The sequence below is a fragment of the Minwuia sp. IMCC3060 genome (assembly GCF_029909435.1).
Classification (GTDB): domain Bacteria; phylum Pseudomonadota; class Alphaproteobacteria; order Minwuiales; family Minwuiaceae; genus Minwuia.
The window spans coordinates 2,943,232-2,956,234 of record NZ_CP123782.1; the positions used below are offsets into that span (position 1 = coordinate 2,943,232).

A 13,003-nucleotide genomic window follows, 5' to 3' on the forward strand; every position below is an offset into this window, starting at 1 on the left:
AGGTCGATGATCGGAATATCGCTCACGAAAACTTCTCAGCTGACATTGCGCCCGGCCTTCTCCCAGTAGGGCTTGCGCAGTTCGCGCTTCAGGATCTTGCCCGTGGGGTTGCGCGGCAGTTCATCGATGAAGTCCACCGACTTGGGGCACTTGTAATGGGCGATACGTTCGCGGGCATAGGCGATCAGTTCGCCCTCCGTCACCTCGGCACCGGCCTTCTTCACGATCACGGCCTTGACGGCCTCCCCCCAGCGTTCGTCCGGGACACCGATGATCGCGACATCGGCAATCGCCGGATGGCCGAACAGGGCGCTCTCCACCTCCGCCGGATAGATGTTCTCACCGCCCGAGATCACCATGTCCTTCACCCGGTCGTAGATGTAGAGGAACTGCTCGTCATCGAAGTATCCGGCGTCGCCGGTATGCAGCCAGCCATCCTTCAGCGTGCTCGCGGTGGCATCGGGCAGATTCCAGTAACCCGACATCAGGGTGGTGGAGCGCAGGATGATCTCCCCCACCTCACCGGTCGGTACGTCCTTGCCGGTTTCATCGACCACGCGGATCTCGTAGCCCGGCGCGGCCCGGCCACAGGCCCGCAGGCGCTCAGGCTTCGACAGGTCATGTTCGTCGGGGCTCATGTAGACGCCGCCGCCATTGCTCTCCGTCATCCCGTAGGCCTGGCCGAACTTGTTGCCGATGACCTCGATGGCCTGACGCAGCAGTTCCGCCGGAATGGGGGCCGCGCCGTACCAGATCTCGTCGATGGAGGAGAAATCCGTCTCCGCGCAGCCCGGCGACTGCAGCAGGAAATTGATCAGCGCAGGCACCATGAAGGACTTGGTCACCCGGTACTGCGGAATCAGCTTCAGGATCTCGCCTGGCACCGCCTCCGCCATGATCACCGTCATGGCCCCGACGTACAGGCCGGCCAGGGCATTGTTCAGGCCACCGACATGGTACAGCGGCATGCAGATCAGGTTCACGTCCGACGCGGTCCAGCGGCCATAGGCCTTGGTCTCGTTGGAACTCAGGATCGGCCAGAGCTCGAAGCAGCTGAAGTGGCTGAGCTGGACTCCCTTCGGGTGCCCCGTGGTGCCGCTGGAATAGAGCTGCGCCGCAATATCCGTCGCCAGCACCGGCACCATCGGATCGACATCGGCCTGCCGTCCGTACCATTCGCGCAGGTCATCCGGTTCGGCGACGCCCTCGGTCCGGCCATCGATCGCCAGGATGGTCTCCACGGCCGGCATCTCGCCCCGATGGTCCGTGCCCAGATGGTGATAGCCGGGGCCAAGCACCAGCACACGCGCACCACTGTCGTTGATGATGTAGGCCATCTCCGGCACCGCGAGGCGCCAGTTCACCGGCACCAGCACCGCACCGGCCTTGGCACAGCCATAGTAGAGGGCGATGAAATCATCGGAATTCTTCGCGATCAGGCCGACCCGCTCACCGGGACGAATGCCCGCGGCAATCAGACCGTTGGCGATGCAACTGGCCTGGCGGTCCAGGGTCGCATAGTCCGTTCGCCGTTCGCCGAAGACCAGCGCAATACTGTCACCGCTGTCGCGGGCATGCCTCCGCAGCACGTCAGCCACATTGCGGCGATCCTCGCCATCCGTTGCAGTATTGCCAGTCATTCTCATCCTCCCCGAAGCAGCCGCGAGTGTTCCCGCAAGGTCCCGCCGCGTCAACCGCATCGCGCGGCTATCGGTCACAATGCCAAGGCAGCGGGCCTGACGCAGTTTGCGCCGCATGCAGACCGCCTCGCAGAAACAGACAACCATCGCCGCCTTCGTGCTGCGCCAGCTCTTGCTGCTCGCCCTCGGCGGGGCGGCACTCTGGTGGGGCTGGAGCCTTGACCGGTGCGCGGCGGACCCGCCGATCCTCTGGCCGCTCGCGCTTGTGGTCTGGGTGACGCAGAGCATGTTCTGGCTCGGCTGGCGGCACCACGACGTGAAGCTGCTGTTCCTGCTTTCCGGCGGCTGGGTCGGCGTCGCCTCCAGCGCGGCCGTGCTGATCATCTTCGTTGGCGCGGCTGTCGCCTCCGCCGGGGATCAGACCACCATCCGCATCGGTGCCCTGATTGCCATGCTGCTGCCGCTGATCATCCTGCCGCGCATTGCACCGCTCTGGCCCAGCCAGCGAAAACCTGTCGGCCTGCTGCACCATCTCGTGCGCAGCATCTTCGTGATCATCCAGTATGGCGGCATCGGCCTGCTGATCGCTGCGATCATGCGGTTCTGCCCGACCTGAAGCTGGTCATGGCCGGCCCGCGTGACGCGGAATTGTCGCATCCGTCACACTCGCCGCAAGCGGGTTTTGACGGCACAATGCGCGCCCGATATGTCTACCCTCTCCAGTACCGAAAGGGCCGGAGACGGAATCCAGAACCAGTCGAAAGGTTCCACCAATGGATTATGCGAAAGTCTTCTCCAGCGCCGTGCAGTCGCTGCATGAAGAGAAGCGGTATCGCGTCTTCACCGAACTGGAACGCCACGCCGGACATTACCCGCGCGCCACCAACCATTCCGGAGGCAACAAGCCCGATGTGGTCGTCTGGTGTTCCAACGACTACCTGTGCATGAGCCAGAGCCCCATCGTGACCACCGCGATGAAGGACGCCATCGACCGGATGGGCGCCGGCGCAGGCGGCACCCGCAACATCTCCGGCACCAACCATCCGCTGGTGGAACTGGAACGGGAACTGATCGATCTGCATGGCAAGGAGGCCGCGCTGGTCATGACCTCCGGCTTTGTCGCCAACGAGGCCGCGATCTCCACCATCGCCCAGTTCCTGCCCGACTGTGTCATCTTCTCCGATGAACTGAACCATGCCTCCATGATCGCCGGCATCCGTCATTCCGGGGCCGAGAAGAAGATCTTCCGCCACAATGACGTCGATCACCTGCGGCAGTTGCTGGAGGAGACCGATCCGGACCGGCCGAAACTGCTGATCTTCGAATCCGTCTACTCCATGGACGGCGACATTGCCCCGCTGGAGAAGTTCTGCGACCTGGCCGACGAGTTCGGGGCGCTGACCTACCTGGACGAGGTGCATGCGGTGGGCATGTACGGCCCGCGCGGCGGCGGCGTGGCGGAGCGTGAGAAGGTCATGGACCGCATCGACGTGATCCAGGGCACGCTGGCCAAGGGCTTCGGCGTCATCGGCGGCTATATCGCCGCCTCCGCCGATCTGGTGGACACCGTGCGCTCCTACGCCCCCGGCTTCATCTTCACCACGGCACTGCCCCCCGGCGTCGCGGCTGGCGCGGTTGCCAGCATCCGCCACCTGAAGACCAGCAATCTGGAGCGGGAGCAGCAGCAGGAGCGCGCCGCCACCCTGAAACGCCGTCTGGCCGAGGTCGGGCTGCCGGTCATGCGGTCCAACACCCACATCGTCCCGGTGCTGGTCGGTGACCCGGCCCTGTGCAAGCAGGCAACCGACATGCTGCTGGACGTGCATGGCATCTACATCCAGCCGATCAACTATCCCACGGTGCCCCGCGGCACCGAACGGCTGCGCATCACCCCCGGCCCGCGCCACAGCGATGAGCTGATGGATGAACTGGTCGAGGCGCTGCTGGCCGTTTGGGAAACGCTCGGCCTGCCCCTGAACGGCGCGGCGGCGGCGGCGGAGTAGGCCGTCAGGCTCCTTTCGGTTTGCGCTGCAGCACCCGTCCCGTCGCGGTGGCCGTGACGACGATCTCGCCATCGGCGTCGAACAGGCGGCCGGACAGGAAGGCCACCGACTTGCCCAGCTTCTCGACCTGACCCTCGGCGAAGAGTTCCCCGGGCTTGCCACCGTTCAGGAAGCTGACCTTCAGTTCCAGGGTCGGGATGATGATGCCGAAGTTACCCCTGATGATGCAGGCGACAGCCATGGCCTCGTCGACCATGGCGGTCAGGATGCCGCCCTGGACGACACCGATGCCGTTCATGAATTCCGGCCGGGCCGTGTAGCGCACCCGCGCCCAGCCCCGGTCCGGGTCGCAGTCCATCAGATACTGCCCCAGCAGTTCGCTGGCCGGGGCCAGCGGGCGGCTGCGCAGGATGCGGAGCGCACGCTCGCGCTTCGTCTCTTCAATGCTTTCAGACATTGCGGGTCCGTCCGTTCGTTCAGATGCGTTTGTGGATGTGATAGCGCCCGGGACGCACGCCCTGCGGCAGGTCCTGTGGCGCGAAAGCCGGATCCGGCAGCGGCTGGTCGCTGACCAGGATCGTTCCCGCCTGCGACAGGGGCAACAGCAGCGGTGCGATCATCGCGGCCATGGCGACACTGGCGGCCTTGTCCCCGGTTCCGGTGTCGGCATGGATCAGTGCCACCGAGCGGCCGATCATCCGCGCGGCCCGCGGCAGGGTTTCGAGGAAATCGCCCAGCAGCAGGTCCTCATCGGCGGGAATGCAGTCCGGATGGGCGTTCACCTGACGCTCGAACACCAGAATCCGGCGGTCAGGCAGCAGGCTGCGCAGATGGTCGAAGGTGCGTCCGTTGCCCAGGCCAAGCTCCAGCACATCGCCGGAAAGACCGTCGATGGCGGATGCGGCCCAGTCGAGACACGCGCGCTGCGCGCAAAGGCGTTCGATGACGGAATCGAGGCGACTCATCTTCGCTGAACCGGGCCGGTCCCGTCCGGCCCTAGTCGACCCCCTGCAGCTTGTTCAGGTCATTGCGGGCCTGCTGCAGGTCCTGCGTCGTCCGGTCGAGGCGGAAGGCGATCTCCCGCATGATCTCGATGGTCATCTGCGGGAACTCCGAAACCAGGCGATAGAACAGGTCCTTGGTGATCCGCAGGGTGACAAGCTCGGTCTTGGCCTTGATCGTGGCCGTTCGGGGGATGTCGCACAGGATCGCGATCTCGCCGAAGAAGCTGTTCTTGTGCAACTGCGCGACGGTCAGCGGCCCGTTCGGCAGATTCACGATCACGTCCGCATCGCCCTGCACGATGACATACATGGAATCGCCGGGCTCCCCCTGTTCGCAGACCATCTCCCCGGCAGGGAACGTCAGCCGCTCCGAGGTAAAGGCCAGCAGCTTCAGCTTCGACTGTTCCACCTTCTGGAACATCGGGATCTGACGCAGCAGTTCGACTTCTTCATTCAGGCTCAAGGTCGTATCTCCCCTAGGCGGCTTCGGCTGCGATAAGCTGGGAAAGCGCGGTGCCTTCCTTGCTGAGTTCCTCGAAGCTGCCACTCTCCACAATGCGTCCGCCCTTCATGACCAGCACATGATCGAAGCGTTCCGCCATCGCCGGGCGATGCACACCCCAGATGATGGAACGACCCTCGAAGTCGGTCAGAAGGCCATCGAGAATCCGTGCCTGGCTGCTGGTATCCAGCGATGCCGTGGCCTCGGTCAGGATCAGGACATCCGGACGTTTCACCACTGCACGGGCAAGGGCCAGTTTCTGGCGCTGGGCACCGGTCAGGCGCGAACCGCCGATACCGACCTCGAACTCCAGACCAACCTCCGACACCGTCTCGATGATGCCCAGTTCCGCCATGACCTCCCGCATCAGGGAACCGACACGGTCCTGCGCCTGCGCCTGACCGTAGGCGATCTTGCCGAACAGGATGTTGTCCTGAATGTTGGCCGCGGCGTTGTAGCGGTCCGGATCGAAGAAGGCGACCGAGCCGGACAGGTCGTCAGGCAGGTTCTCGGCAAAGGCCTTGCGCGCCTCCAGCACCTTCATCTTCACCGCGTCGTCGATGATACCGAGACGGTGCCTTGCCTGTACCAGCTTGAACGGCAGCGACATCAGCTTCGCGCGCTCATGCGGCTTCAGCCCATCCAGCTGGTCCTTGGTATATTGCGCCAGCAGACCCTGCAGCTCCGGCAGGTCGTCCGACGAGACAAAGCTGAACTGCTGGAACAGTTCGTGGTCCGGAGGCAGGTCGGAGAACAGTTCGACCATGGTAGCGGCGGCCTGATAGCCCATGCTGACCATCTGATCCGTCATGCCGACCTTCTCCAGCACCTCCAGGATGTAGGGGTGGTCCGCCAGATGGTCGAGATCGAAGGTATCGCCGACCGGCGTGCCGAACAGCAGGTTCTCGGCCAGGGACGCATTGGAATTGTACGCCGCCGGGTCGAACCGTTCGATCAGGACGGCCAGGGACGGGTCCGTCAGCCGCTCGTCGAGCGCCTTGCGCACCTTCAGCACACCCTCGGCGATATCGCTCCGCTTCTCCGGATCGATCCGCCCGCGCAGGCCGAACTGATAGACATCCTCGTCCAGTCCGACGACCTTCAGCGCCTCGATACCCGCGCGGCGCAGGCCGACATTGTCCTCGACCCCGGCGGCACCATAGTCCACCCAGTCTGCGGCGAGGTCGTAATCCAGATTGCCTGAAGCCTGCGCCTCGGTGACGTAGCTGTCGCGCTCCTTCTTCCTGTCGCCCTCGTAGGTCGCTTCCTTCAGCGGCCGATGCTTCAGGCCGTAGAAAAGGTTGTCCCCGAGCGTCAGGTTGAAGATGAACGGCGCATTGTCGACGAAGGAAATCCGCCGTCCCGTGACCGCTTCCGGCAGGCCCTGCAGCAGGTGCTCGCCATAGTTGACCGTGCCACGGTCCGGGTCGATCAGCCGGGCCATCACCTCGGCCAGCTCATCACGCCCGGATCCGCCGCCGCCCACCAGGGCGACCCGCTTGTCCAGGCCAAGCGTGAAACTGACCGAGTCGAGAATGCTGTTGTTCTGGTCGTCGGTCAGGGTGACGCCGCTGGCCTTGATCTCGCCTTCGAAGCGGACCGGGCTTTCCGGCTCGCTCATCAGACGCTCTTCCTCGAACAGTCCGGCCGGGGCGAACTGCTCCACCACCTGCTCGTACTTGATGCGGGCGTCGGCCTGACGCTGGTAGTAGCCCAGCAGTTCCTTCCAGGGCGCGCCGATTTCCTTGTGCGCACTGATGGCGGCGAACAGGGTACCCAGGTCAAGCTCGCCCTTGATCACCAGATAGCCGCCGATGGAATAGAACATCACCGGACCGAGCTGCTGGATGAAGTTGTTCACGAACTTGATGATGAACTTCCAGATGTAGATCTGCAGGCGGATGTAATAGATGCCGTTCAGCCGCTCGGAGAATGTCGCCAGCTCCAGGTTGGAGGCGTCATGGGCATGGATTTCGCCGATGCCCGTGACCGTCTCACCGATCTTCTCCGACAGTTTCCGGACGCGCTTGACGCGTTCCTTGCCCAGCAGGTTCACACGCTTCTGCAGTTTCGGGATGATGTAGAACTGCAGCGGGTAGAGCGCGACGGCGGCCAGCGCCAGCTTCCAGTCCGCGATCAGCATGTAGCCGAGCGACATCAGCATGATGCCGCCCTGCATCACCGGCAGGGAGAAACATTCGCCGACGAAACCGCCCAGCGGCTCCACCTCGCCGGTGATCATGGAGATCACCTCACCCTGGCTGGTCTTCTTGAACGTCGGCTTGGGGAACCGCAGGATGCGCTGGAACAGGGCATAGCGCAGGCGCCGCAGCATGCGTTCCGCCGTGACACCGCGATAGACGTTCAGCGCGTACTTGATGCCCTGCAGCAGCAGGATGTTCAGCAGGAACAGACCCACGAGGACAAAGAGGAAAATGACCTGATCGAACTCGGGCCCGATGTTGAAGACGGCCTCAGGAAAGTCGATCGTTGTCTTGACCGATTTCTCGATGGTCGAGCCATCAGCCTGGGTCACCATTTCGGGAACCTTGCGGAAGCCCTGAATACCCTCGTTCACGATCTTCTCGACCAGCGTGTAGCCGAGCATCGTGAACGGCATGTTCACCACCGCAAGCAGCACCAGGACGATCTGCTGGCGATAGCTGTATTTCAGGATGAAACTGAATACGTTCCGTTCCAAGCCGCTTCCCCCTCACGCATGGCGCATGCTGGTTGCCACCCCCGGCCCAGCACCGCGCAGACGTTCTCTGTCACGAACCTTAGTGGACCGCGCCCCCTGCGACAATCGCGATGCTTGGCCACCGACAAGCCGTTTGCCGCCACGTGACGATTCTGCCATAGTCCCGCGCAACACCAGCCGGAACAATCGGCGCAATGGGGAATAGAATGGCGAACGGAAAAGGTTCGCGTGTCCTGATCTACAGCCACGATACTTTCGGGTTGGGACACCTGCGGCGTTGCCGGGCAATTGCCCATTCGCTGGTCGAGAACAACAAGAACCTGTCGGTGCTGATACTGTCGGGTTCGCCGATCATCGGCAGCTTCGACTTTCGCGCCCGCGTGGATTTCGTGCGCGTCCCCGGTGTCATCAAGCTGCGCAACGGCGAATATACCTCGCTGAACCTGCATCTGGATATCGAGGACATGCTGGCGCTGCGCGCGTCGATCATCCAGCACACGGCGGAAAGCTTCGATCCCGACATCTTCATCGTCGACAAGGAACCGCTGGGCCTGCGGGGCGAGGTCATGCCGACGCTGGAGATGCTGAAGAAGCGCGGCACCCGGCTGGTACTCGGCCTGCGCGACGTCATGGACGAACCGAAGCTGCTGGTACCCGAATGGCAGCGCAAGAACGTGCTGCCGGCGCTGGAAGACCTGTACGACGACATCTGGGTCTATGGCCTGCCGCAGATCTGCAACCCGCTGGAAGGACTGGAAATTCCGGAGAGCGTGTCGCGCAAGATGGTCTACACCGGTTATCTGCCCCGGCGGCCGAGCACCGCGCCTTCCGTTTCCCTGCCGGAGATCACCAACCGCCCGTTCCTGCTCGTCACGACCGGTGGTGGCGGTGACGGCGATGCGCTGATCGACTGGGTCCTGCGCGCCTATGAGACCGATCCGCTGCTGCCCTATCCGGCGCTGCTGGCGCTTGGTCCCTTCATGGCCCCGGAACTGCAGGCCGGGTTCCATGAACGTGCCGCGAAGCTGGACAGGGTGGAGGCCATTACCTTCGACCCGCATTTCGAGAACCTGATGGCCAGCGCGGCAGGGGTGGTCGCCATGGGCGGCTACAACACCTTCTGCGAGGTGCTCTCGCTGGACAAGCGCGCCATCATCGTGCCGCGCAGCGTGCCCCGGATGGAACAGACGATCCGCGCGGAACGCGCTGCGGCGCTCGGCCTGGTGCAGATGACACCGCTGGACGATGACCGCGACCCGGAGGTCATGGCCGCCGCGATCCGTGCCCTGCCGCGCCAGAAGAAGCCTTCCGACATCGTCGTCCCCGGCCTGCTGGAGGGCCTGACCAACGTCAACCGCCTGGCCGCGCCATGGCTGGACCGGAAGGGGAAGGTCAGGACCAGTGCCGTGCGGAAGATGTTCTGAACGGTTCCGCCGCCCGTGTGACCCTGCCCCTGCGACGATCCGACCGTGGTCCACCGGACTTTGCGTTTCATCCATCAGGGACTAAATACGCCTCATGGCGATCAATGATTTCATCGAAGCACAGCAGTTCGTGCCCGCCGAAGCAGGCGATCTGCTGACGGTAGAGCAGGCGGAGCAGTACAACAGGGACGGCTACGTCATCCTGAAGGACTGGATCCCGCAGGCTCAACTCGCGCGGATACGCCCGGATGTGGAACGGCTGGTGGCGGAGAACCATCGTCGGCAGAAGGACATCAACACGAAGTCCGCTGCGGTCGATGAGATGATGCGTTCCGACCGGATCCAGGGCCTGATCGAGGCGGCAAACGGGCCGTCCACGCTGCTGCAGAGCTTCGCATTCACCAAGCTGCCGCAGGAAGTGCGGACCAAGCACTGGCACCAGGATGGTGTCTACTGGGGTCTGAGCGATTCCCGCGTGTGCTGTGTCTTCGTGCCCATGACGGCGACGAACGAGGACAATGGCTGCATCTGGATGGTTCCCGGCACCCACAAGCTGGGACGCATCTTTCACGATGTGGCCACTGACGAGTTCGGGCTGGAGAACCTGCGCTGCGAGATGAGCGCGTTCCGCGAACCGGTGCCGATGGTGCTGGAGGCCGGTGACGCCGTCCTGGCGCACACCTACACGGTCCATGCCTCGTTCCACAATCGTACCGATGAACCGCGGATCAGCCTCGGCTTCCACTTCCGCAACGTGGCGACGGAACTGCAATTGCCCGCACCCTACCGTCGGGAGCAGGAACGTCGCCTTGGTCGTGATCCGGCCCGCGCGGCCTGAACGACAGGCGGTCCAGACAATGGTCAACATGAAACTGAAGAAGCTGGCCCTGCGCTACGGCTACGACTTCACGTTCCGCAAGCTGCCGCAGCACGGGTTGCGCAACCGGCAGATGAAGCTGCCGCGGGACATGGAGCCGATCTTCAGCGAGATCTTCGGCAAGGTGGGCGACCACACCCTGACCACACCGGACTGCGTTCACGCGCTCTATGCCGCCACGAAACATGTGGTGGAGCAGGACATTCCCGGCGATTTCGTCGAATGCGGCGTCTGGCAGGGCGGAAGTGCCATGACCATGGCGCTGACCCTGCTGCACATGGGCGTCACCGACCGCAACATCTACCTCTATGACACCTACACCGGCATGGTGAAACCGGAGGAGATCGACATCCGCCAGCGCGATGGATCGGACACGATCAGCCGCTGGGAGATGCAGCAGCGCGATGACCACAACGAATGGTGCTACGCGCCCATCGATCAGGTGAAGGCCAATCTGGCCAGCACCGGCTATCCGGAGGACCGGCTGATCTACGTGAAGGGCGTGGTGGAGGAAACCATTCCGGAGGTTGCGCCGGACCGGATCGCCCTGCTGCGGCTGGACACCGACTGGTACCGGTCCACCCGCCACGAACTCGATCATCTCTATCCGCGGCTCACCACCGGCGGCTTCCTGATCATCGACGACTATGGGGCCTATGCCGGCGCGCGTCAGGCCACGGACGAATATTTCGCCGAGAAGGGCAATCGCCCCTACCTGAACCGCATCGACACGGCCGCACGGATTGCGGTCAAGCCGGCTTGAGCACTGCCCCTCCCGCGACCGGGCGGGTGGCCTTCGTCCTGAAGGGCTATCCCCGGCTTTCGGAGACCTTCATCGCCCAGGAGATCCTGGCGCTGGAACAGCGCGGCCTGGCCATCGACATCTGGTCCCTGCGCCATCCGACCGATACGACAAGCCATCCCGTGCATCAGGACATCGCGGCCCCGGTCAGCTATCTGCCCGAATATCTGCGCGATGAGCCTGCACGGGTCCGCCAGGCGTGGCGCACATGTTCCGCCTGGCCGACCTGGCAGGCTGCCACTGCCCTGTTCGGGCGGGACTACCGGCGCGATCCGACCGTGAACCGTGTGCGCCGCTTCGGGCAGGCCGTGGTGCTGGCCGCCGAACTGCCGCCGTCGGTCACCCGCCTGCACGCCCATTTCCTGCACACTCCGGCCTCCACCACCCGCTATGCCGCGCTGCTGAAGGGGCTGCCGTGGAGTGTCTCCGCGCATGCCAAGGACATCTGGACCAGCCCGGCGTGGGAGAAGCGGGAGAAACTTGCCGACTGCGCCTTCGCCGTGACCTGCACCGCAGCGAATGCCGATCATCTGGCCGAACTGGCACCGGAAGGGCGGGTCAGTCTGGTCTATCACGGGCTTGACCTGACGCGTTTTCCCCCTGCCCCCGCTACGCGTCCCGCGAACCCTGTGCCGGTCATCCTGTCCGTCGGGCGGGCGGTCACGAAGAAGGGCTATCCGGTGCTGCTGAAGGCGCTGGCGGAGATCGGTCTGCCTTGGCGGTTCATCCATATCGGGGGCGGGGAGCAACTCGCCGAACTGAAACAGCAGGCGGAAGCGCTTGGCATTGCCGACCGGATCGACTGGCGCGGCCCGCAACCGCAGCAGGCGGTGCTGGAGGCCTGCCGACAGGCGGACCTGTTCGTGCTGGCCAGCCGGATCGCCGATGATGGTGACCGGGACGGCCTGCCCAATGTGCTGATGGAGGCGCAGAGCCAGGGGCTGCCGGTGGTCGCCACCGCTGTCTCGGCCATCCCGGAGCTGGTGCGGGACGGGGAGACCGGTCTGCTGGTCCCCCCTGACGATCCGCAGGCGCTGGCCGCTGCGCTGTCACGGATGCTGCGTGATCCGGCGGCACGAAAGGCCATGGGTCAGGCAGGTGAGGCCAGGGTCCGGTCAGCCTTTGATCTGGACCGATGCATTGACCGGCTGGCCGCGAAATTCGGATTGGAGGCACGGGAATGAGGCTGTTCTGTTTCGGATATGGCTTCTCCACCAAGACCCTGGCACCACAGCTGCGCCAGCGCGGCTTCTCGATCGCGGCAACCGAGCGGACGGCCGGGTCCCTGCCCGCTGATGTGGCAGGGGTGGCCTTCGACGGGCGTGCCCCACTGCCCGACGGGGCGCTGGATGGCGTCACCCACATTGTTGCGTCGATCCCCCCGGACGATGACGGCGATCCGGTACTGCGCCACGCACGCGGGCAGATCCTCGCCTGTGCGACGTTGGAGTGGGTGGCCTATCTCTCCACCACCGGGGTCTATGGCGACCGGCAGGGTGGCTGGGTGGACGAAACCGGGGAACTGAAGCCCGCCGGGCGGCGCGGGGAACGGCGGGTGCTGGCGGAACGGCAATGGCTGGACCTGCAGGACGAAACCGACGCCGCCGTTCAGATCTTCCGCCTCGCCGGAATCTACGGCCCCGGACGCAATGGTTTCAGGGCCCTGCGGGAGGGTACCGCACGGCGGGTGATCCGGGACGGTCAGGTATTCTCCCGCATCCATGTCGCGGATATCGCCCGGACCCTGCTGGCCTCCATCGACCGCCCCCGGCGCGCGGGCATCTACAACGTCTGCGATGACGAACCGGCACCGCCGCAGGATGTGGTGGAATTCGCGGCCAATCTGCTGGGCATGCCTGTCCCGCCCGACACCCCGTTCGAGGAGGCCAACCTGAGCCCGATGGGCCGCAGCTTCTATGGGGAGAGCAAACGGGTCAGCAATGATCTGATCAAGTCGGAACTGGGTGTGAAGCTGCAGTACCCGGACTATCGCAGCGGTCTGCGGGCCGTCCTGGCGCAGGAACAGGACGACGCCAAACAGCCAGGCTGA

Annotated in this window: 12 protein-coding genes; 7 read left to right on the forward strand and 5 right to left on the reverse strand. The window is 64.3% G+C overall.

Annotation, left to right across the window (positions count from 1 at the left end; translation table 11 throughout):
• Nucleotides 1–35 precede the first annotated feature (35 nt).
• Nucleotides 36–1,640: a long-chain-fatty-acid--CoA ligase gene (locus QGV54_RS13795; RefSeq protein ID WP_281016265.1), complete on the reverse strand. Its 1,605-nt coding sequence runs from the start codon at nucleotides 1,638–1,640 to the stop codon at nucleotides 36–38.
• A 115-nt stretch (nucleotides 1,641–1,755) separates the two neighbouring features.
• Here QGV54_RS13795 and QGV54_RS13800 point away from each other — a divergent pair, with 115 nt between their 5' ends.
• Together QGV54_RS13800 and hemA are read left to right on the forward strand one after the other, a co-directional pair.
• Nucleotides 1,756–2,256 (forward strand): hypothetical protein, encoded by a 501-nt coding sequence (locus tag QGV54_RS13800; protein ID WP_281016264.1) that lies wholly within the window; start codon nucleotides 1,756–1,758, stop codon nucleotides 2,254–2,256.
• Between the two features lie 157 nt (nucleotides 2,257–2,413).
• On the forward strand, nucleotides 2,414–3,643 hold the full coding sequence (hemA, locus tag QGV54_RS13805; RefSeq protein WP_281016263.1) for a 5-aminolevulinate synthase: 1,230 nt from the start codon (nucleotides 2,414–2,416) through the stop codon (nucleotides 3,641–3,643).
• Nucleotides 3,644–3,647: 4 nt separating this feature from the next.
• On the opposite strand, the gene QGV54_RS13810 is transcribed toward hemA, so the two are convergent.
• Genes QGV54_RS13810 through QGV54_RS13825 form a run of 4 tightly spaced genes read right to left on the reverse strand, consistent with a single transcriptional unit; the run spans nucleotide 3,648 to nucleotide 7,850 of the window.
• Nucleotides 3,648–4,100 carry a PaaI family thioesterase gene (locus QGV54_RS13810; RefSeq protein ID WP_281016262.1) on the reverse strand — a complete coding sequence of 151 codons (453 nt, stop codon included), beginning with the start codon at nucleotides 4,098–4,100 and terminating at the stop codon, nucleotides 3,648–3,650.
• 19 nt (nucleotides 4,101–4,119) lie between these two features.
• Complete coding sequence (locus QGV54_RS13815; RefSeq protein ID WP_281016261.1) at nucleotides 4,120–4,608, reverse strand: class I SAM-dependent methyltransferase; 489 nt, start codon at nucleotides 4,606–4,608, stop codon at nucleotides 4,120–4,122.
• Between the two features lie 31 nt (nucleotides 4,609–4,639).
• Entirely contained in the window at nucleotides 4,640–5,110 is a 471-nt protein-coding gene (locus QGV54_RS13820; RefSeq protein WP_281016260.1) for a cyclic nucleotide-binding domain-containing protein, read from the reverse strand.
• A 13-nt stretch (nucleotides 5,111–5,123) separates the two neighbouring features.
• Nucleotides 5,124–7,850: an ABC transporter ATP-binding protein gene (locus QGV54_RS13825; RefSeq protein ID WP_281016259.1), complete on the reverse strand. Its 2,727-nt coding sequence runs from the start codon at nucleotides 7,848–7,850 to the stop codon at nucleotides 5,124–5,126.
• A gap of 206 nt (nucleotides 7,851–8,056) precedes the next feature.
• Here QGV54_RS13825 and QGV54_RS13830 point away from each other — a divergent pair, with 206 nt between their 5' ends.
• The 5 genes from QGV54_RS13830 to QGV54_RS13850 all read left to right on the forward strand — a co-directional run bounded on the left by QGV54_RS13830 (nucleotide 8,057) and on the right by QGV54_RS13850 (nucleotide 13,003).
• Entirely contained in the window at nucleotides 8,057–9,274 is a 1,218-nt protein-coding gene (locus QGV54_RS13830) for a glycosyltransferase (protein ID WP_281016258.1), read from the forward strand.
• 94 nt (nucleotides 9,275–9,368) lie between these two features.
• Entirely contained in the window at nucleotides 9,369–10,112 is a 744-nt protein-coding gene (locus tag QGV54_RS13835; protein ID WP_281016257.1) for a phytanoyl-CoA dioxygenase family protein, read from the forward strand.
• A 28-nt stretch (nucleotides 10,113–10,140) separates the two neighbouring features.
• Nucleotides 10,141–10,914, forward strand: coding sequence for a TylF/MycF/NovP-related O-methyltransferase (locus QGV54_RS13840; RefSeq protein WP_281016255.1), 774 nt, complete (start codon nucleotides 10,141–10,143; stop codon nucleotides 10,912–10,914).
• Nucleotides 10,911–12,137 (forward strand): glycosyltransferase family 4 protein, encoded by a 1,227-nt coding sequence (locus QGV54_RS13845; protein ID WP_281016254.1) that lies wholly within the window; start codon nucleotides 10,911–10,913, stop codon nucleotides 12,135–12,137. Before QGV54_RS13840 ends, QGV54_RS13845 begins: the two co-directional genes overlap by 4 nt.
• On the forward strand, nucleotides 12,134–13,003 hold the full coding sequence (locus QGV54_RS13850) for an SDR family oxidoreductase (RefSeq protein WP_281016253.1): 870 nt from the start codon (nucleotides 12,134–12,136) through the stop codon (nucleotides 13,001–13,003). The genes QGV54_RS13845 and QGV54_RS13850 overlap by 4 nt, the downstream gene beginning before the upstream one ends.